The 21,224-nt window shown below is 48.8% G+C and carries 20 protein-coding genes and 1 pseudogene; 5 read left to right on the forward strand and 16 right to left on the reverse strand.

Features of this window, described 5'->3' with window-relative positions:
* Positions 1-6 precede the first annotated feature (6 nt).
* Together C162_RS20090 and C162_RS20095 are read right to left on the reverse strand one after the other, a co-directional pair.
* Positions 7-807, reverse strand: a complete 801-nt coding sequence (locus C162_RS20090) for a type II secretion system F family protein (RefSeq protein ID WP_051493774.1) — start codon at positions 805-807, stop codon at positions 7-9.
* A gap of 53 nt (positions 808-860) precedes the next feature.
* Positions 861-1,259, reverse strand: a pseudogene (locus tag C162_RS20095) (CpaF family protein); the annotation flags it as partial.
* A gap of 219 nt (positions 1,260-1,478) precedes the next feature.
* Between C162_RS20095 and C162_RS20100 the strand changes: the two are divergent.
* The 5 genes from C162_RS20100 (at position 1,479) to C162_RS20120 (ending at position 4,647) form a co-directional block, all read left to right on the forward strand.
* Positions 1,479-2,552, forward strand: a complete 1,074-nt coding sequence (locus tag C162_RS20100) for an MBL fold metallo-hydrolase (RefSeq protein WP_036696960.1) — start codon at positions 1,479-1,481, stop codon at positions 2,550-2,552.
* Positions 2,549-2,764, forward strand: a complete 216-nt coding sequence (locus C162_RS20105; RefSeq protein WP_036696961.1) for a DUF3006 domain-containing protein — start codon at positions 2,549-2,551, stop codon at positions 2,762-2,764. Before C162_RS20100 ends, C162_RS20105 begins: the two co-directional genes overlap by 4 nt.
* A gap of 309 nt (positions 2,765-3,073) precedes the next feature.
* Positions 3,074-3,520 carry a hypothetical protein gene (locus tag C162_RS36050; protein ID WP_156949666.1) on the forward strand — a complete coding sequence of 149 codons (447 nt, stop codon included), beginning with the start codon at positions 3,074-3,076 and terminating at the stop codon, positions 3,518-3,520.
* Between the two features lie 18 nt (positions 3,521-3,538).
* Entirely contained in the window at positions 3,539-3,910 is a 372-nt protein-coding gene (locus C162_RS20110; RefSeq protein WP_036696962.1) for an Imm8 family immunity protein, read from the forward strand.
* A gap of 512 nt (positions 3,911-4,422) precedes the next feature.
* The gene (locus tag C162_RS20120) at positions 4,423-4,647 is read left to right on the forward strand and encodes a hypothetical protein (RefSeq protein WP_036696966.1); all 225 of its coding nucleotides are present in this window, start codon (positions 4,423-4,425) and stop codon (positions 4,645-4,647) included.
* 286 nt (positions 4,648-4,933) lie between these two features.
* Here C162_RS20120 and C162_RS20125 read toward each other — a convergent pair whose 3' ends face one another.
* From C162_RS20125 to C162_RS20190, 14 genes are all read right to left on the reverse strand, one after another.
* Positions 4,934-6,532 carry an SIR2 family protein gene (locus C162_RS20125; RefSeq protein ID WP_036696968.1) on the reverse strand — a complete coding sequence of 533 codons (1,599 nt, stop codon included), beginning with the start codon at positions 6,530-6,532 and terminating at the stop codon, positions 4,934-4,936.
* A 319-nt stretch (positions 6,533-6,851) separates the two neighbouring features.
* Entirely contained in the window at positions 6,852-7,712 is an 861-nt protein-coding gene (locus C162_RS20130; protein ID WP_036696970.1) for a M15 family metallopeptidase, read from the reverse strand.
* Positions 7,712-7,978, reverse strand: coding sequence for a phage holin family protein (locus tag C162_RS20135; protein WP_036696973.1), 267 nt, complete (start codon positions 7,976-7,978; stop codon positions 7,712-7,714). Before C162_RS20135 ends, C162_RS20130 begins: the two co-directional genes overlap by 1 nt.
* Positions 7,978-8,271, reverse strand: coding sequence for a hypothetical protein (locus C162_RS20140; protein ID WP_036696976.1), 294 nt, complete (start codon positions 8,269-8,271; stop codon positions 7,978-7,980). Before C162_RS20140 ends, C162_RS20135 begins: the two co-directional genes overlap by 1 nt.
* Before the next feature lie 88 nt (positions 8,272-8,359).
* Entirely contained in the window at positions 8,360-9,166 is an 807-nt protein-coding gene (locus C162_RS20145; protein ID WP_036696981.1) for a hypothetical protein, read from the reverse strand.
* Between the two features lie 15 nt (positions 9,167-9,181).
* Complete coding sequence (locus C162_RS34485) at positions 9,182-13,048, reverse strand: hypothetical protein (RefSeq protein WP_051493761.1); 3,867 nt, start codon at positions 13,046-13,048, stop codon at positions 9,182-9,184.
* A gap of 11 nt (positions 13,049-13,059) precedes the next feature.
* Entirely contained in the window at positions 13,060-13,356 is a 297-nt protein-coding gene (locus tag C162_RS20155) for a hypothetical protein (protein WP_036696984.1), read from the reverse strand.
* Complete coding sequence (locus C162_RS36395; protein ID WP_162174481.1) at positions 13,356-13,748, reverse strand: hypothetical protein; 393 nt, start codon at positions 13,746-13,748, stop codon at positions 13,356-13,358. The genes C162_RS20155 and C162_RS36395 overlap by 1 nt, the downstream gene beginning before the upstream one ends.
* Positions 13,749-14,173: 425 nt before the next feature.
* Positions 14,174-15,004, reverse strand: coding sequence for a baseplate J/gp47 family protein (locus tag C162_RS20165; RefSeq protein WP_036696985.1), 831 nt, complete (start codon positions 15,002-15,004; stop codon positions 14,174-14,176).
* The gene (locus C162_RS20170; protein WP_235218479.1) at positions 15,001-15,441 is read right to left on the reverse strand and encodes a DUF2634 domain-containing protein; all 441 of its coding nucleotides are present in this window, start codon (positions 15,439-15,441) and stop codon (positions 15,001-15,003) included. The genes C162_RS20165 and C162_RS20170 overlap by 4 nt, the downstream gene beginning before the upstream one ends.
* The gene (locus tag C162_RS20175) at positions 15,431-15,772 is read right to left on the reverse strand and encodes a hypothetical protein (protein ID WP_036696988.1); all 342 of its coding nucleotides are present in this window, start codon (positions 15,770-15,772) and stop codon (positions 15,431-15,433) included. Before C162_RS20175 ends, C162_RS20170 begins: the two co-directional genes overlap by 11 nt.
* 2 nt (positions 15,773-15,774) lie before the next feature.
* Positions 15,775-16,755, reverse strand: a complete 981-nt coding sequence (locus C162_RS20180) for an XkdQ/YqbQ family protein (protein WP_036696989.1) — start codon at positions 16,753-16,755, stop codon at positions 15,775-15,777.
* A 9-nt stretch (positions 16,756-16,764) separates the two neighbouring features.
* A complete protein-coding gene (locus C162_RS20185) occupies positions 16,765-17,394 on the reverse strand; it encodes a hypothetical protein (protein WP_036696991.1) in 630 nt (209 codons plus the stop codon).
* A gap of 2 nt (positions 17,395-17,396) precedes the next feature.
* Positions 17,397-21,221 (reverse strand): hypothetical protein, encoded by a 3,825-nt coding sequence (locus C162_RS20190; RefSeq protein ID WP_156949667.1) that lies wholly within the window; start codon positions 21,219-21,221, stop codon positions 17,397-17,399.
* Positions 21,222-21,224 lie beyond the last annotated feature (3 nt).

The raw sequence follows: 21,224 nt of genomic DNA on the forward strand, positions 1-21,224 counted from the left end.
CCTCCTTTACAGAGGAATATCCATGATCTTATTAGTCCAGAGGTAACAGAGGAACAGTGCAATCAGCGCCAGTGTAGACACCGCTATTCCTGCACCAGTATACATTGGCTGCATATAGTCTCCGGCGCTCAGACTCATGAACATCACCATCATCAGCGGAGAGACCAGCAGCGCCTTCGCCTCAAATTTCTTCTGGGCTATACTGACTGCTATATCCTGCTGGATATCCAGCTTCTCACCGATGATCGAGGATGTGCGGCGTACGATCTCAACCAGATCACCGCCCGTACGCTTGCAGACCATGAACACATCTGCGAAGCGCTCCACATCCTCCATTCCTGCTCTTTTGCTGAATTCATACAGCGCATCTTCAATTGGCTCCCCGTTCTCCATCCGGGCACAGATGATATTCAGCTCGGAGATCATGTCACTTGCGCCCTCCGGGTCAAGCATCCTCAGATCCTGCACGGCCTCGCGGAAGGCATTCTCCACCGAACGTCCGGCCGAGAGCGACGAAGAGAGCGAGAACAGCATTTGCTTGAATTGCAGATTCAGCGCAGCCCGGCGGCGCTGCAGCAGATATTTGCGCAGCAGCCGCGGCCCATATGCGCTTCCGGGGACAAGCAGTGCCGCCAGGATCAGCCGGTGATAGAACAGGTAACCAATACCGAACAACACGGCTCCGGCACCCAGAATAACCAGCATTCTTTGCAGGGAGGTAAGCTCGTATACAGTATAATCCGGCAGCAGCACCTGCTCGCCCCCTGGAGATGTACTAAGCGGCAGTATGGGCGGTGTCCTCTTCATGAACCCCTTGCTTCGCCTTACAGGGGGATGCCGGTCTATCTTCTTCATGACATTCAAGGTACACTCGCCTCCTTCGCAAAGCTTCTACTCTCATACTGCTTGAGCGGATAATCATGGATTCCGGCCATCCGCAGCTTGTCTGCATGCAGAAGCGGGTTGCCGCTGACCTCAAGCTTCCCTTGCACCCTGCCATCCTGTTCGCCCGATTCCCGAAACTCATACAGAGGATTTAGGATGACTTCACCGCTGCGGATTCCAGCAACCTCACTGATCTCCATCACCCGGCGTGAACAGTCACGCAGCCGCGACAGATGCACGAATATATCGATCGCTGAGCTGATCTGCTGACGGACGACGGTTACCGGCAGATCAGCAGCGCTGAGCACCATAGTCTCCAGGCGGCTGAGCATGTCCAGTGCACTATTCGAATGCCCCGTTGACAACGACCCATCTAAGGCAATATGGTACTGACACTATTTCCTGATCGCTGCCATTTTATATTAGATGGACTCCTATCTAGGTTTTTGTGATACTGATAAGTTATCAACATACTGTGGACAAAATATAAAGCGAAGCCTTGCGAGCATATCTGCCAGCAAAGTTTCGCTTTTTCGTAGTAAATATTCCCTTATTCTGATAGACTACTTCCAGAACAACTCTGGGGGGATTTTATGAAGAAAAGAATTGCTTTATCAATGATTATGTCGGTTTTACTGATTTTGCTCCCTGTTATCGCCAATGCACATCCCGGAAGAACGGACTCAGACGGGGGACATTATTGCAGAACCAATTGTGCTAAATGGGGACTTAAAAACGGGGAGTACCATTATCACAATGGTGGTGGATCTAAGTCAGCACCGGCTGCCACTAAAAAACCAACCGTAAAGGCTACAACAAAACCAACTGCCAAGCCAACAAGCAAACCGGCTGCCACACCGGCACCGGCAGCAATCGTAATGCCCAAGAAACAAGCAGCCGGCACACTCCAGGTCTATTTCCTTGACGTTGGTCAAGGTGACTCTACTTTGATCCGGACGCCAAGTAACCAATACGTCCTTATTGATGGAGGCAACAACAGCCAGGGCGCCGATGTAGTCAAATATTTGAAAACTCTCGGTGTCACAACGTTAGACGCTATGGTCGCCACTCATCCCGATGCCGATCATATTGGCGGGCTGGATGATGTACTTAAGGCGCTGGATGTAAAATCCGTCTATGCCCCTAAGGTTTCGCATACAACACAGACCTATAAAGATTTCTTGACGGCTGTCAAAAATGAAGGACGGACGATCAAGGCAGTCGGCAAAGGGGTTAAAATCCCGCTCCAGGGCGTAGATGCTTCATTCCTCGCCCCGGTGAACACCTATGGTGACAACCTGAATGATTGGAGTGCTGTCCTAAAGGTCACGTTTAAAAGCAACTCCTTCCTCTTTACCGGGGATGCTGAAAAGGCCTCAGAGAGCGACATGCTTGCGGATGGTACGAGCTTACGGGCCGATGTATTAAAGGTCGGGCATCATGGCTCCAACAGCTCAACCAGTAAGCCATTTTTGGATGCAGTTAAGCCTAGCTATGCTGTGATCAGCGTAGGAAAGAATAATTACGGCCATCCTGATTCGGGGATTCTATCCCGGCTTAAGAATGCAAATGCCTCTGTTTTGCGTACCGATCAAAAGGGTACAATTACCGCAATAAGTGACGGTAATAAAATCACCTTCACGACAACCAAGGGGGCTGGGAAGTGAGAAAAGGAATCATAGATCGGTTTGAAGGTGAATATGCTGTCATAGAATTCGATAGAGAAACAGAGGATATGCTACGGTCAGAATTGCCTGCGGAGATTAAGCCTGGAGATACCCTGATTTTTGACGGGGATACAATCACTGTTGATGCAAAGGATACAGCTTCCCGTAAAAGAGAAATTGATGACTTAATGGATGAACTATTTGAAGAATAACATTATTGCCTGCCCCGGTGAAGGTCTCCGGGGCATTTTTTGTGAGGTCACCGAAAGCGCATAGTCGGTGTAAATCCAATCACAGTCTTATTCCATAGATACTCTATATAATACAAGTTTTCTCTATTTGATAATGTAAAAATTCATAAATGCAGTTTGTTGAATGCTGTCGAATAATGAGCAATAGTAATTTTTTTGTAATTTTATATCTTATATTGTAATATATATGATACAAAGGTTCTATTTATTTTAAATACAATTAATGACATAATCCTCCTTGAAACTACTAAACTTCTAGGAGGAATTATCTTGAAAAAGTCTATTTTTGCCAAAATGTCGATTATTATGCTCGGTTTTTTACTTTTCCTTTCACCTTTAGCAACGACTAGTTCCTATGCTGATGATCATGATCATAGTGGTGGTGGTAGCAGTTGGATGACTGGATTTACTTTAGCTGAACTTGCTAATTCAGCTTATGGAAATGATGGTTATACAGCAGGAACACTAGAAGAAAATTTAGTTTTGGAAGCTGCACGTATATTTTGCGGATCAGGATTTAGCCTATCGTATCAAACAAATGGCACCTACTATTTAAGTCAAAACAGACTAAAACGTGTTAGAGTATCAACTAAAGCCTCAGGGATTTATCAAGCGAATTTTGAAAAGTTCTCTCGTCCGGGATATAGTAATGCTGATAGAGATTCAAATTACCACGTTAACATTACGATGAGATCTTCAGGTGGATCGGGATGGTAAAACTGAAAGGAGTTTATTATGGCAGTGACACCAGAATTAAAGGATGTTCATCTTTTTGCTGAAGGAGAAGTGTCAGGAGATTTCTGCTTATCCTTAGTTTTGGACATTGGACCAACAGACGTAGCTGGTTCTGATCAATTCTATGCAACCGTTGGAACTGCACAAGGAATTGCGGACTTTCTTAAAACAAGACCATTTATAGTTTGCCGGGGATTTTTGGTGGTTCCTGAATTCAACTTAAAAATCATTAATAAATATATTCAGGACAACATTTCTAAATGTGCTAAGGAAGACTGGGAACAAACTGCATTGTCAATTAATAGATTTTTCCCTTGGGAATTTGATGGAATGAAAAATTACCAACAGTTTTCAGGGAGTTCGCAAAATTAAAAATCAAAATAACCCGTCAGGCATAAGCCCGGCGGGTTATTTTATGTATGCTCTAAATTCAAATCGATTTCTTCTAAACCACTTCCCGGCGATCTTAACCATGCCCGGATGATACCCTTCTACTATCCCACCATAATCATGGATTTTCCCTTCTGGATAATCATTGTATTGGTGCCAGACGGATACTGGCGTTTGTGACATGGCCGCAATCATGAAGTCTGTATCGCTCTCCAGGACTTTATATGTAGTACTAATGCAACCTCACTTCCTCTTCTTCCGATATTTCTTGATTAATAGGACCAAAACAAATATTAGCAACAACAGAACAAATACGGCGACCCACAGAATCACTGGATTCCCTACGGTAAAGTAAGTATCTCTATACTGATAAGTTTCATTATTCATGAGTATAGAATAAATCATACGAAATGTTATGTATATGTGGGTAAGGAAAATTTTCCTTATGTGATCAGGCGAAGGTATAATAATCAGAAAAGCTCCGGGGTGTAATAATGGATAAAAAGCTTAAACAAAGCATTAAGACTGCGGCAGTAAAACAGGAAATGATTGTAGTATGGCTCCTGGACGGGGAAAAGATAAAAGGCATTGCGGAGGCATCAGCAGATCCTGATCGAGTAAAGATCAATACGATTGAGGGGCCGGTCTGGGTGCCTTATGTGGATGTGGAGAGTATTTCACGGGTGATCAGGTTGCGGGTTGAAGGTGAAACGAATTAATGAACCGTCCTCGGTTGGGGACGGTTTTTTATGTATGTAACGATAAAGAAATTTTCCTGATACTAGAAAAACCCCACCATTATTGTGGGGTACAGCGTGGCTGTATTGTTAATTGAAATTGATAATTTTCTTTATCTCGATAATTATGTTGAATATTAGAAATATACACCCTTAGTAGCAATAAAAATAACACTATTTGCCCATTTATCTTATTGTATAAAGATGGTATTATTAGGGCATGGATATGGATGGGGGTTAGTGGCAACCTGATTAAATGGGTTCGGCGCTAACCTCTTTCATTTTGTCTTAGGAAATCATAAATCATTAACAACCTACGCATTGCTGTTGACGGCTTAACGATCCCCTCTCTTTTTATGGTCGATACCTTATTTTTGATATACTCATCAAGCTCCGTATAACTTACCCTCTTTGCGTTATATGATAAGATCTCCATTTCCTTGTCTTCTTTGTACTCTTTTGATTTTATGTTGTGTAGACTTTCAAATTCAATCTTATAGTACATAGGGACGGAGTTAATTATATTGTCGACAACATCAAATGATTCAATTCTTTGCTTAATGCGTTCTTTTTCACTTGGATTTAGCGGAGTACGATCAATGTTTTCGATTTTTGAAATAAGATCTAAAAAAGGAATACGTGAACTACGATTACAATTCGCAACAAACCTTAATGCAATATCAGTAGGAATTTCATCTCTTTCAAAAATATAATCGTCTAAATATGTTATCAGATCAGGCATTCTGAAAATATAAGTTGTGTCACCTAAGGCTACGACTAAGTTCCCATCACCTATTCTTGGTAATAATTCATCAATATCTTCAGGTGCAATAAGTATCGATTGCAGACTGCCTTTTCTTCCACTATCAATAATCAATTCTTTTATTAAATGTTGGAACTTTCTAACTTCCAGTGGTGAAACACCTTGATTTATCTCTAATAATTTACTATAGAATAAATCATAGTTATCCGTTTTAACCACTGTATACTCACAGTTAAGAGTTTTATCAAATACTCGATGTTCTACCAAATCCTGCTGTCCCTGCTCCCACTCAACTATTATAATCCTCGATGCCATACGAGTAATATCAGTTGGGTTTAAAGAAGACGAAAAATCTTTAATGATTTTCCTTATATTCATGTCAGTCAATGAGTATCCCAAAAAAATTATGGGAGAATGAATTAGCATAGATATAATTTTTGCGCTAATTAGTATAGAATTCTTTTCAAATCTCTCATAATCACTACTCGAAATAGTTATAGTGTCAGGTTCTTGACAGCAACCGTGTAATTTATAAAGTTCTGCCCAATCGAAAGTTTGTTCAAAGAAACCTTTTTGTCCAATGAATTTTTTAATTCCATTCCCATTTATCTTTTGAAATGAATCTTCAATAAAACAATCATAGTTTGTTGTTAAGATTACTTGCGCTTTATTCAATGCCTTTTGAAAGGTTTCAACTTCCTTCAACCTGTCGTCCTTTACTGAATATCTACTAAAAAAATCAGACACTGCTTTTTTGAATGGTGATAATTTCATTTGATATGCTTGCTTTTGTGTGAAACTATCAATTTCTATTCTACCTTTGTAAAATAATTCGTTAAACAAACGCTCGATCTCGGAACCTGAATGAATATTAGTATAATAATTTAGATCGTCTTCATCCATGCCAGGGTTTTCGGCATCAATACTCTCTCTAAGTTCATTTAAATAAGCATAAAACTCCCTGTCTTGTCCCAACTGATTCCAGAAATATTCAAGTAAATCTCCCCATCCTGGAAAACCTTCTAAATACCTTCTTGAGATACCCGAACCGATAAACATAATTGGGTACTCATTCTTCTCATTAAGTTCATCTAATACTGACATGAAGTCCCTCCATTTCGCAGTTCCTTTATAATTCAATTTTATGGCTAAATTATCCTTATGTAAACGATAAAAAAGCCCACCAGCCAAAGCCAGTGGGCAGATAGATAGATCTACTCCTTGTCTGTGTATTCCTTGCCAGCTTCCGGATTGATTTACGATCCCGGAACTACCATAATGCCTAGGACCGCATTAACGGCCGCCGTAACCTCGCTCCGGGGCCAACTGTAGCCCGAAGATCACCCCGACCGTCTGTGCACACAGCAGCACGGCTGCGGTCAAGGATACCCACATACCATAATTCCGCCATTTCTCTTCATTATTACTTTGCTCCCTTCTGGATTCCCGCTAAGCCCAGCCGGTACAGAATCGTAATAAGCCGCGCCTCGGTGTACGTGGCCTTGTCCGGCGTATCAATGACCGGCTTGCCGTTAAGAACTGAAGGTGTATTTGCAAAAGCCTTCAGCGCGTCCACGGACCACGCCGGCGGGTTGGTGTTGGTCAACTCCAGCAGTAAGGCACTCAACTCCTTGATCTCCCCTGCCTGCTGAATAGCCTGGTCCTTGAGCACGTCTTTGCTCTTAATCAACCCGGCCACGGTCGTCACAAGCTCCTTCACCTGTGATTCCAGTTCCGCAATTTTACTCATATCCTCTTGAACCTCCTCTTGTAGTCTATCGATGACAGCATAAGCCGCCTTAATTTTTGCTGCTGTCGGTTCTTTGCCTGCCCGGAGCTGTGCCGTGGTCAGTCCGAAAACCATTTGCAAGTGCGGGTAGTCCTTGAAGCTCGTCCAGTCTCCGCCCCATTCAAAGCCGATCGCCTTCGACTGCTGCACCACCTCCCGCCAATCCGGAGTGCCGTCCTGGTCCACGTCCCTTGTCATATCCCAGGAAACACTAGAACCATTAGGGAGCAGCAGCGCAAAATCCACCGCCAGCCCGTAATTATGATAACTCTCTCCGCCGCGCGCATTCGTCACAATGGCCCCAGGCCTTGTGCGGCCCTGCGCATACAGGGCGTCCTGCTCGGCTATCGTTCGCAGCCCCTGCGTAATCAGGATGGGCACCCCACAAGCATAACTGCGTACGATCAGCGCCTCCGCAGCAGACTTAACGACAGGATGCAGCCCAACCAGGCGGGCGGCAGACTTAGCTTTGACTTGCTCCATTGTTAGCCCCATCACTCCCCCGCCCCCTTGCACGTCTGCTTAACCAGTTGGTTACCATAAACCGCCACAGCACCACATAGGATGCCCTGCAGTACGCTATCCGGTGACAACCCCAGCATCAGACAAACCACAACAATAGCAATCAGCGTCACGATGTAAATAATAGTCCAATCCGGCACTCGAGGCGTCTGTTTAAGGATATATCCGATCACCCAGCAGACAACAAGCACCAGCAGCAACTCTGGCTTGATAAAGCTCGATACGGCGTTCCATTCCATTACACTTCACTCCTTTGTTTGTGGATCTCACTGATACGTAGATGGGCCTGCTTTGCCGATTCCTCCACCCGTGTCACTCGTTCGGACAGCACATCAGTACGCTGTCCCTGCACTCGAACATCTGCCCGAATATCATCCACACCACGCTTGATGTACTCGACGTCTGTACGCAATGCAGCACCACTGCCGGCCTCCTGGGCCACATCCTTTTTAAAAGCAGATGTCCGGGTTACCCACCCAAGTACTACTCCACTTACTGCTGCGACTATTGCTGTAACCGTTGTAAGCTCCACATAATTCCCCCCTATAAATAAGTAGCCCCCAGACCGTAAAACACAATCTGAGGGCAAAATAAAAACGCCTCATTGGGCGCTGCCTGCTCTATGCCAATAATCCGAAGGCGTAAACCTCTCGGTAACTCTCGGCTGTATTCGTGAAGCGCAAATACACGGAATCCGACGCCGTGGCCAGCTTGACCTGGCCGTCTACGACTGCGATCAGATTCGCAGCCGTGGCCCCGATCTCGACCGTGATACCTTCCTGGGCTTCCAGATACAGCCGGATCAGTCCAGCCGACTTGCCCAGCAACAGTTTAACCGTCCGGCACTGGCCGCCGGGATGGATGGCCAGCAGTCCGTCTCCCAGGTTCGCCGCATGGTCGGCCAGCTCTACCGCGAAGCTCTCCAGGGCGAATTCTTCGTCATAATAGACCAGGACCAAACCCTGGTAAGCCTTCTTAATGCCGGAGAGTTTTGCGGCCTGCAGTTCTTGGTACGTGAACAGGCTCGGCTGCTCCGCGAAGGTGACCTGGTACTGTTGGACGTTTGGAATCAGGACCGGTTCCAGGTCCTCCCACTCCGTAGCAATCTGGGTCGTGTTGCTTACTGGGGTCTTGCTGCCGTCGTCATTGACCAGGGTATATTCCTGGGTGACTTCTTCCCAGGCGGTGGCGATCCGGTCGGTAGTGACTTCGTTCACGGTTTCGCTGCCGTCTTCCTCCAGGATCGGCTTGCTGTAGTACAGTAACTGCCCTCCGTCGTTTGTCTTCTGCTTTTCCCCATTGACCCAGGGCTGCAGTTTAGTTATGGCGATCGGGAACGGCAGCGAAAGGCTATATTCCGCAGGACCGGCCGGGCGGTTAAGCCCGGTAACGGTGTGATCCTGGCGGCTGAATACTACGTTATCCATGTGTGGCAATCCTCCTTAGATTTTGACAAGTGGGCGACCAGGCAGCCGGAAGAATACATGGACTGTGCCGCCCCCGATACCTACGCTGGCCAGCTGTGACCGTTTCCGCAGCGCAACCCGTAGCACCAGTTCACCGTTATACTGTTGCAGGACCGGCCAGCCGGATAAAAATTCCGCTGCTTTAGCTGCCCAGGCAGGAATGCCATCGGTGTACTGGGCATCTACACGCCCCGTTACCAGGGCAGTATCTGCAGCGAAGAACCGCAGCTGGGGCGTGGCTCCTCCAGCACTATTGAAGGTCAACGTACCGATTAAGCTTTGCGGATCGACTTTGTAATTTAGATCATCCCCGGGACCCAGTAACCGGCTAATAGCATTCAAGTAATTATTTATGCCGCCATCCGTCCCAGCATTCGTACCCGCCGTGGTAATAAAGCCCTGGATACTGGTCAGGATGTTAGTAGCACCGGCCAGCGTAGCCGACGCCTGGCTGGCGAATTCCTGCGAAGGCAGGTAATCCCCGTAAATGACGATGCCGTTATCCTCGTCGTTACCCCAGAACAGGCTTTCTACTTCTCGGGTCGTTTTGCGGACATACAGTACGCCCGCCAGGCCGTTATCCCGGCGCGGGTTTTCCGGGACCAGGGTATCGTATCCTGTTTTTGCTGGGACGTTTAAGTCGATACTGAAATAGTCCACATACAGCACCGACGGTATTACGCCGTCCGAAGCATCCGCGCAGGCTAGGAAATGAATAAAGCCGTTACTGTCTATCTGGTTACCCGGGTTAGTATGGTATACCGGATTAGTGGAATCAGTAACATGAGTTACAACGGCAATGCTGGCAGCACTATTCCCTTTTGCTTCACCTGTACGCCAGGCGTCATTCGGTATTGCCCCAGAATTTGCTGGTGTCCAGAAGTAGAATAATGCGTGTGCGCCGCTCGGTCCAGTTCCGTATACACTAATGTTAGCCGTAACTTGCCGGAGATTCCCCGCCTTAAGCCAGGCTACCTTCTCGGCGGTTGTATACGCTCCTGGAATCTTTCCGTACTTGTCTTCATAAGCCCGGATAATATCACAGGATATTACCATTTGCGCCTGCTGCCCGCTTACGTTTGTTGTGACTACTTTCAGAGAAGCATCCGGGGATTTAATAGCATCGTAATCAGCTTGCGCTAATTCCGTACCCGGGGCCGACGGTGTGGCGAATGTACTACCTACAGCGCTGTAGGCTTTGTTCGGGTTAATTGTTGTGCTGCCTGTTACCTTCCCGGAAAAGTCGTCTGTAATGGCTACGTTACCCAGTTTTAACTTCTTCCCATTAACTTCACCGCTTAAGGTTGCCGCATATATTTGATATAGACTGCCCTGGCCTACCGGCATGTTAAGGCTGTATTCGATTACGATTTCCTGCGCTGCCAGGCCGCCCGGCAGGGTTCCCAGGGTTAATTCGGCTTCATTCGTACCCAGGTTCGCCCAGGTTCCGGTGACCGCTGTCGAAGTGCCTGCAATGATTGCGCGAACTACAGGGCTGGAAGTGCTGGCGGTAGTCTCATAAATGACAATCGGAACGGTAGACGTTACCGCACTAGCGCCTAATGCTGTAGCCAACGTAATAGTCTTATTCGTTGTGTCTACTGCGCTTACGGTTCGCGTTCCCCAACCGTCCTTAAGGTCTGTAATGACACTAACGATAATCGTGTCATTCACCGCGATCTTACTTACATCATCCAGGGTTAGCACCGTGGCGGTTGCATTGACATTTAACACACGGGCCAAGGCTGTATCAGCGTCAATAATGCCGCCCACAATTTCACCGGCTAAGCCCCGCACCTTGATTTTATCGCCCGCTTCCCAGGCTGCGGTATTTACGCCGGTTCCCTTGGTGACCGTGATCCCGCGTTCCTGCGTTTGGTTCTGCACCTTGGCCGACGCGTAGGTCTTTTGGGAAGTCTGGGCGTCGGAGTTGATCCGGCGCTGGAAGTTAAGCGCCGGGGTAATGTCCGCATAGCCCTGGATAAAGTCTGCGGGCAGTGTGGCGAAGGTCGCGCCCCGGTCGATATTACTTACAGCTACGTCTTCCAATGTGACAGCGGTAGTTCTTCCACCACCTACGCGGTCACCTAAACGGAATTGTGTTACTGTTACTTCATTGTTGTAATTAGCGGCGCTGGTCCCTCTTAATTTTCCGTCAATATAGAGCTTTAACGGTTGCCCCGATTTAAACGTGGCGCGTATGTGATGGCGGCCCGTAGGCCGGGTAACCTGTGCAGTATAGCCACCGGATAGCTCATTGCCTGCTGAATCCAAAATAGTAAACGTAACCGTGGTATTTGCTGAACGGCAGTACACCGCGAATTGGCTTCCTCCAGACGTACCCGCGCCCATAAAATAGTCTGATCCGCCTGTCAATAAATTAAAGTCGGTCCAGGCTTCAAAAGAACCCTCAGAATTCAGTGTGAGCGCAACTTCTGTACCCACGCTTATAGGTTTCTTATAAGCGCCGCCGGTGAACCCAGGAATAAAAGTACCGCCGGTTAGACCCGGATTCCCGCCTAACTCAGGCGTTGTACTACCGTCAAAGGAAGCATAGAAAACGTGATTAGCATCCATCGGTGTCTTGCGGACACCTACATAAGTCTTCCGCATGGCCGTCTTCCGTTCGACCTGGGAAGCCCCTCGCAGTACCTGGTCCATGCCGTCGATCAGCAGCTGCTCATATGCCGGTGATACCAGGTATGTCTTATGCCGCAGGTCCGTGATATCTCTTTCAGCTATGATATTTGAATATAGACTGTCTGGGCGATCCGACATAATTACACCGATACCGATACTGTCAACGGTTCCCGTTCCGGTGGACATAACCGTGACTTGGTTAGACCCGTTCTTTGAAATGATTTTATACCGGTAAGCTGATACCGCATAAGAAGCGTGGTAATATTCTTCACCTACAGCGACCAGCGCATAATCTGCTGCAGTCAGGGTTACATTCTTCGTTTTCCCCGTTTCTATATTAAAACCGGAAGCCGGGAAAGCAACTACCTTAACGTCCTTCGCGCCGTTAGGGTTATTAGCGCTGTAGCCCCCCGAATTTCTCCGGGCTATCTTCGCCAGAGGTATCGCATAGACATACCCATCGTAAGTTTTCAAAGTAGCTTTACTGATTGAAGACCCATCCCCCGCTATATAAAGTCCCGAATCTTGAGCTAGTGCTCCCGAAAGTTTCTTAGGTATACGAGAATCTGCATTCGTTGCTCTGGAAAAATGCTGATAATACGACAAGGCTGACCAAAGAATAGGAGCAGTTCCGCCGCCTTGCGGTGTAACCGCTGTTTGCTTGTTATACCCCTCATTGTAGGCCTGTGGTAAACCTTCTGTATTCACAGAAAAATCAACCCCGCTTACGACACGCAGCCGGCGTTTCCATTCCTGTGTATCTTGATCTTTCCACACTTCTGCGAAAAATAAATCGTCGCGGGAACCTTCTGTAGGTGCAGGATCTAAAACCTGGGTATTGTTCGTTGGGGCTGAAGGACTTACGCCCGTAAATTCATGTACTGCGCCCGCAATAAGAGCATGAAAATCAGTGTATCCAAACCGGTTAAAACTACCGTATTGAGCTGGCGCGGGTACACCAAACGAACCGCGACCATGCACCGCTGCTGTTACCGCGATCCCGTAGCCTATGGCAGGCGTATGATTAAGCACACCGCTGTAGGCTGTCGCTGCGCCTAGTTCTCCAGCAGTAAAGGCGGCCGCATCGGCTACGCCTTCCTCCAGGTGATTCATGTTCTGCGCATTCAGGGGTGTTCCCTGCTGCACTACGGCCCCGCTGCCGTCTACAATATGATCTTTCCAGGCGGTTTTCGTGTATGTCATTCCTTATCCCCCTATACTCTTGTGAGTGTGTACTTAAAAGTTATCAGTAGCCCGTTAAGCGCGGGCTTTACCACGCTGTCCGGCTGGTCGTCCCATACCGCGCCGTCTTTGTCGATCACCTGGAATTTAGTAATAGTTCCGGCGACCGTCTCGGCCAGGTAAAATTCCAGCGTGATTACGTCGCCGGTCAGCGTTAGCGAATAAATCGGCATTTGGGTAACTGTGCTGCCGATTGTATATGTGCCGTAAGCGATCATGCCCTGGAACCAGGCTTTTGTCTTATTATGGGCGCTCGTCGTTAATGCCATCATGTAACCTCCGTTCCTGTGTTAATTGTGCCGGTCAGCTTGAAGGCTGCCTGCTGTTTAGTGCTGTACGTTGCGGCGATCTGCTCCCCGCCGGAATAGGTGACTGCCTGGTTAACCGGGATAACGGTCACCGGTGCGGCCAGTCCTCCAGCGTACAGTGCGCCAGTGACTGGGAACGCTGCCTGCAGGACCCGTTCAAAGGCCTGCGCGATCCGTTCCCCTCCTGCATATACCGGCGACTTCGGAAGAATGACCACCTTCGGACCGTCGTATGGAACGCCGCAATAGAGCGTGTTGCTGGCGAAGGCCTGGAACGGGTAAGAGATAGCCGAATATTGCTCGGATATCTCTATTCCGCTGCTCCAATCTGGCGCCTTGAAACTCACTGCCATAGATCGAATATGAACAGGCCGAATGTATTCAAAATTTCGCTTTAAAGATTCCTGATCAACGGTCCCTTCTGTTGAAAACTGAAATTCAATACCTTTGCTTACGAAGTCTTCTTTAATCTCCAGCAGCTTTCCGTGCTGGTTTGCAAGATCGCGTAACACTGGGATCCGGAATGGGCTGTTTCCCCAACGCTTTTGGCGAATGGCTTCTCTTCGGAAGCTATCAGACCCATTCACTTTGCGTCTGAAATATATCCACTCCCATATCCATAAGGACCATGTCGCCCGCGGGAGAATGAATTGGTTACCGAGCTCGTCAATTTTCTGTTCCCGGAGCACCATTTCATCCTCCATGACAGAAAAGTGTCGCTCGGCCATATCTATCTCATACCAATAGGCCGGCAACATGCCACGGTACCGTTCAGGGATCACGATAAAACCACCTCAACTCGCGGAATGGAGGAAGGCGTCATCTCGACATCTTCCTCCATTCCGTTGAGAGTATAGTTTTCATAATCCTCTACTCCGGTCACAAGCAGCAGCGAGCCTACATAGTTGTAAGCCAATTTAGTTCGCTCGCTCGCGTATGCCTTTACCCGCTCCTGGATACCTTCAGCCATTTCATTTAGATCAGCGCCCTCGACTGTGAGAAGATGAGCTTTCACCACTACAACAAATACCGGTGCAGGATGTACCTCTAAATCATGACCTGCGATTCGCCGTTCCTCCCACATCCAGGACTTTACCGTCTCCGCGAATGTTTCAGTAATCGGTTGGCCAGTCAGATCCGTGAGATAAAGATCAATTGAATTTTCGTTCCTCTCTTTCTCCCTGGCTATAGCGGAACCTATCCCCTCCATCTCCTTTGCCCAAGTCTCATAATCCTTACGGCGTCCGCTGCCTACTTCTGTTGCAGCACGCTCCAGCATCCGGAGCCGCAACGTGTCATCGTCCTCCCCTTCTTTTCTGGTCACCCCAGCTGCCCAACCGTGGCCATCCAAATACTCCGAATCCGCCCAGATGGGAAATCCCTGAAGAAACCCGTATGTCCATAAAGCCTGCTGCTCCGCAATCTCAATAGCCAAAGGGTACCACAGGTCATAAAAGTATTCGCCTTCATCCATCGGCGGGGGAGGCAGGCCACGCTCCTGCGCCAAGGCAATGGCACGATTAACCCAGCGACGGTAGATGTCCTCTGGTGTCTCCTGAAGGATCGGCATATTCGGCAGAGTTGGCAAATCCGATAGTTTAATAGTCATGTGCTGATCGCCTCCTCCAGTTCAGCATTGCCGGCTAAGCCCGATAACGATATGTTCAGCAGCATCTCCTGCCCTGACCGATGCATCGACCTTACTTCGGCCCGCTGGATCTCCGCATGGGCCATCAGGGCCTCCTCCATGTCACGCTTGATTTCTACGTCCTCCCATCCGTACCACTCGGACCGTTCGACGCCGATTCCTTCCCCATACACCACATAGCGAAAACGCTCTGTATTAAGAATTTTCAGCGCTGTCTGCACCAAGTACTCTGGATACGTGCGGGTCTTTGTAGGATGACCAGCATCATCAAACACGGCGCGCCGATTGCGATAATCGATGACGTACGTCCACTTAGTCGCAGAGACGACGGATTCCGTCAACTCTATGCCATCGAGGTCTGTCAAATCCAGAACAGGAAACAAACTATCATCCGCCACTGCTGCCCACATCCTTTCCAAGAACGTAATAGCGCTGTCCGGTCAACCGGGAAACGATGAGCCGGTCACCTGCCTGTAGAGGGCTGGGAAGCAGCAGGACTCCCGTATATGTGGAAGCCTCCGGCTGCTTAACCTCAAATACCGCATCGATACGCCGCTCCTGAAGATACTCTGCAAAGACCAGCTTGTCCGCGGTATATGGCTCCGGGTCCTCATCTACCCGTATCCTTGGATCAGCTGGCCAATTGAGTAGAGTGGCTCGCTCCGTGTCCCGGGCATCGATGTGACTAGCTGTCTTCTCCTTCAGCAGCTTCAGCGCATCATTCAGCACGGTTACTCCCTCCTTTCCAGTTCCAGCTTCACAGTATACATTCCATTTTTAAAACTTGATTCGGCACTCTCTACAATCCATTTTGAGGTGTGATCCGTTTTGATCAGCACCATCCAACCGGCACGCAGGCCTGCAAGTGTATTGTCCTCATGCTTGACGGTAATCTTCTTAATCTGCTTCGCCTGCGACAGAGCCTTCAGGCGTTGCGTAGCAATCGTGGCTGGGTCCTCATCTTCCTCAACCTCAATAATTTCTTCCATCCGCCCCATAGCTTGCACGGCGCCGGCTGCTGTTTTGGTGACAGAGGAAGCCAGCTTATCATCCTTGTACTTTTGAGCAGTAACCACCGTATAGGTTTCCTCAATGCTGTAGCCCGCCGTGCTGGATTCCATCTGTTCGGGGATAAACACCGGTACCCGGCTATTTGTGCCTTCGCGGACCACCTGCAGGTAAAATCCCGAATCCGTCCGGACGACATCGATGTGATACCGGTAGCCGCTGCGCTCATATGCTTTTTGCAACACATCCAGGATGAGTTCTGAGTGTGAAATCGTTCCATACCGTTCGTCCAGTTTAAAACCAAAAGCGGGACAGCGGAAATCAATGCCAGTAGTCTTGATGTAGCGCTGTAGCTCCGCGCCAGCTTCCCCTTTAAGATAAGGACGGACACCTTTGTTTTTAGACAAATACCAGCCGATCTCCCGGGCATCGATTTCCCACTCCCGAGAAAATTCATTTTGCTCATATTTGATAATCGGTCCGTAGAAGAACTGGTTTTTGTGATGAAGCACTCCAACCCCTGATAACTGCTGTGAAAAACACATCAACAGACCGGCTATCTTAACGTCTGCAGCATCCCGCACCCGCACGGTCATACTACGAGCGATTTCATCCCTCGCTGAAGACCAGGCTAGCTCGACAATTGCATCCGTCAGTAAAATACGGTTGCTTTCCTTCCCATATAAAACTGCAAAATTGTCCATCTACACTCCTCACTTTTGAGTAGAGGTTTTATCCAAAATCCTTTCCTTTTGAGACAAGTAATCGAAATTACCTTTCGCATTGTCGGCAGCCGCCTTTGCTTCAGCCTTCTTCTGCTTATCACTCTTCTTGTTTTGGTTCTTTTTGTCCGTCTGTCCGGTAGTATTCGGGCGGCTCTTGGATGATTTGGTGATTATCACACCTGGTTTCAATAACTGCTGGGTATTAGAGTAAGAAACAATTTTGACCGGATCGAACTCCACGAAGGTGAAGGCGATATGCAAGTTTGCCTGGCCATCCTTATAGGTGGCCTCCATCGATTCAAACCACATGGTCTGCGAGAACAGTGACTCGAAGTTGATCACAACCGGCTTAGCCTTCCATTCCTCCATCAGCTTCCATGCCTGTTCTGGAGATTTGTAGGTGATGGTTTCCTTCCCCTTCTCCCACAGATCATTCCAGCGCCGCGGGAAGATGACAGAAAAAGAGACCCGCTTCAGCTTCGAAGTGAGTCTCTTACTGGTCTTCTCCTCCCCGGTAATCACCGTGAAGGAATCTATTTCGTTGCTGCTTGTGATCTGAATCTCCGCCGGGGTAATCGGGAAGGTGAATCGGTTTTTGTCTCGAATCATGGTCAACATGCTTATCCCCCGCTTTCCAGAGCTTTGTACAATTCCTCGCCGAAAATCTTCCGGAATAGCGCCCGCCCCTGCGAGCTGGTTAGCATCTTTGCAAATTCAGCAAAATTGGTGATTCCCTTGGCCAGTTCGCCAAAATCGATATTGATATTCTCTATTACAATGTTGCGAGTCGATGCGGGCGTCTGCGCCAGTGTCTTCGCCACCGGAACACCGCTGGACCTCATGCCTACCGCCCCACCGTTTGCATATGGCCTCACGCCTAGCAAGTTGCCGGCTTGCTCCCATAAAGCTCTGCCCCGTTGGCTCCGCTGCCTGGATAATGGGATGATCATTTCGGGACCAGCTTCACCGACAAGTCCCATGTGTGGGGAACTGATTAAGCCGCCATCAGCATATTTCTTCTTACGCTTCTTCCGACGGCGAAAAAATCCCGATATGCCGTCGAAAATCTTCGTGGCCAACTTTTCACCGCCGATCGTACCCACTAGGCCACCGATCGCCCCGCCGACAGCGGTACCGACTCCTGGCATAAGGAAGGTTCCGAGTAAAGCGCCAGTCGCCGCACCACCTGCCATACCGCCTCCAATACCGCCAACTACTTTGGCTAGTTGTCGTCCTTTCTTCCCTTTGCCCGCGAAAAGGACGTCCCAGGCGTCCATAGCATAACCAACCGGTCGGACTATTTTCCCGAGAAGTTTTGAACCTTTAGCAAATCTCCGCATCTTGGAAGCCTGTCTACGTAAGCGGTGACCCGTTGCGCGGATCTTATAGGAATCCGTGAGGCTGCTCGCTTTACTCATGGCCTTGGCATAGCGTCGCGCCCCCTGGCGCTTAACCTGATCAAGCGAACCATGAATGCCTTCCGCGTAACCGGCACCATATCCAATGTTATCGTTATTATCATCAATGAAGGTTTTGGCTTGAAGCGCATGAGTCCGCAGCGGTTGCGCACCAACGATTCCCCCGTTTGCATATGCCCGTACTCCAAGCATTGCCCCGGCCTTCTCCCATAGCTCCACCCCGCGCTGTCGGCGGCCTGCAGACAGCGGGATTATGGCTTCTGGCCCCGCTTCGCCCACCAACCCAAGATGAGGACGATTTATGACGCCGCCATTGGCGTATTTGGCACCGCCACTGGATGATGCAGGAGCGCCAAAAGATACCTTGGCTCCCGTACCGGTCAGAGTGGACAAGATACCCATTGCACCCATTGCTGTAGATTTCAGCTCTGGAAACTTGCTCTGCATCCCCTGGGAGATGCCTGTAATGATACCACTGCCCCAGCTCTGGCTCTGGCTGGTCACTGTTTGGATTGATTGGAGCTGCTGTTTGGTTTCATCTGCAGCAGTCTTCACAGATGTTCCAATTCCGAGTAAACCTACTCCGGCAGCGCTGGCTCCCGCGACAATACCATCTGTACTGGTTTTGGCAGTACTACCCATAAGCTTAGCTTGAACGGATGTCCCTTTAGCCGCCGATCCCACGGCAACGATATTGTTCTGGGCGGATGAGGATTCAGTGTTCTTCCATACACCGGAAAGCTCCGACTTCACCTTGTCCACACCCTGCAAGACTCCGCTCTTCTCTATCACTCCCTTGAAGGCAGGCAGCAGCCCGTTCTTTGCGACATCTGCACTGAACCGTCCGAACGTCGCCTTCAGCTTCTCCTCCTGCTGCGGAGTCATGCTCCCGAAAGTCACTTTCGCTTCAGGCGGTGCTTTGACAGCAGCAGTGGCGATCTCATCCTTCTTCTTATCTTTCCCTGTTATCCAATCACCGATAGCGTATATGCCATCGACAGCTTTCTTGGTCCACCCTGCATTGTCGGCCATAGAGCCAAGCTTTTCACCGACCCAGCCGCCGGCAGCAGCACCCGCAACGGTGCCAAGTGGACCAGCTAACGATCCAACTAAACCACCAAGAGAACCTCCAAACAAGCTTCCCGCCATTGACCCGCCAGTATTTGATAATCCGGATTTCAATCCATCAACTTTAGAAGCCTGATACAAGTCATATCCCGATAAACCGACTGAAGCAACGGTACCTGCAATTCCTGCAACCTTTAGAGCTTTTTTCCCACCCTTGAACAAATTTCTGATGCCGCCTCTGGCTGGCACGATATCCGGGATTGGATCAGGTACAGGAGGTAGTCGCCTGGAATTACGATAAGTGACTCGGCCGGTTCGCCTTTGCCCAACATCTGGTGTATCAATGTCTGGGGGAACCGGAGATCGTGTCTGACGCCGAGCTGAAACTGATCCATTTGGATTACGGTTGCCACGTGCAGCATTTCCACCTAGTCCCCCCGCACCAGCGCCAGACCTTCCACGGCGACCATTCCCTCTTCTGCCTCCCCGCCGGTTCCTCCTTCCACCGCCTTGTCCACCGCCTTGTCCACCAAGCCCGCCTTTCTCATTAAGATATACTACACTAGCATTAATGGTCATAGATGAAACGGTGTTGAGACCTCCCATGCTATCGCCGCTTCTTCCAAAGCGACCACGACGAGCGGTAAGACGGCGTCTTGTTGGTGCTCCTACCTCTTCAATAGTAGGGTCGCTGTCATTTGTTCTTTTTTTGCCAACCCATTCTCTAATTTTTCCATAGGTCCCTTTTGTGTTACTGTACCCTTTATAAATAAGTTGAGCTCCTTTGAAAAGAGCAAAAGCCTTAACCAATCCAACAATTCCACTATTGATTGTCTTGAAATTATCATTGTAGAAACTCGTTGCTTTGCCTACTACATCAACTATCTTCGAACCCAATTCCTGTATTTGATCTTTATTTTCCGTGATTAGGGTATTGAATTCTTGCAGTGCGGGAAGAACTGCCGTGGAGAGATTCGCTCCTAAATCTTGCATTTGCTGATCGATCTGAGCACGGGTCTGAATGATATCTTGCATGGGATTAGCAGCCTGCTGAGCATGCACCATTCTCTCTGTCGTTCCGGATATCCCGGTGGGCGACGGCTGAAAAGGTACTTGGAAGGTTTTCATCACAGCTAGCCCGTTGTCCTCTGCGGTAGCCGAGCCAAGTGAGACAAGTGAAGCCTTAAGTTGACTCTGCGTTTGACTGGCTAGGTCAGCTACTAAGGCCATCAGAGCACCCTTCGCCCGCTGCGCATCCCCTGAATTGATGTCACCAGTGAATGCCGCTGCTTGCTTCGCTGCATCATTCTTTCCAGCTCCACGAAGAGTGAAGTACTTCTCCATATCCCCAGCATCAAGAGCCTTCACGCCGAACGTCTCTTTTATAAAATCCGCCGGCTTATCAAAATTGAAGGCCCCCTCCTTAACGCTTTGGGTCAAGAAGTTGGCCATCTGTCCGGAGTTTGCACCGGTGTTTTTAAAATATCCGGAATACTCCCAAAATGTATCGAAGAGGTCCTGCTGCCGATCACCTACCTCCTTATAGGCATACATCATGCTGTCGGCTACGGAAGCATATGTTTCGCGGAAAGTATCTGAAGATTGTGCTAACGCACGATTAATCTCTTCAGAGCCGGCATCTGGCCGGATGTATTGAATCTTTGACGAAGCACTCAAAAATTCACTGGTTTGCGATTTATCACGAACAAGTGGAGCAAGATCGGCTAATTGCTTTGCCCCTTCCGTCTGTGACGGAATAATTCCCTGAGCATTTAAATCTTTGACAGTTTGAAGACCTCGATCGCGCGCAGCTGCGGGCAGTAAGGCCGCACTACGGGAAGCTTCGGAATAGTAATCCATGACATTCCCGAACAATGCATCCTTAATCCCACCACCAATGAGGATTGCTCCAGCCGTTGCCGCCAAAGTCGTTAGCTTACCTGAAATTCCATCAATCACGGG

The sequence above is a fragment of the Paenibacillus sp. FSL R7-269 genome (assembly GCF_000517865.1).
GTDB lineage: Bacteria > Bacillota > Bacilli > Paenibacillales > Paenibacillaceae > Paenibacillus_AQ.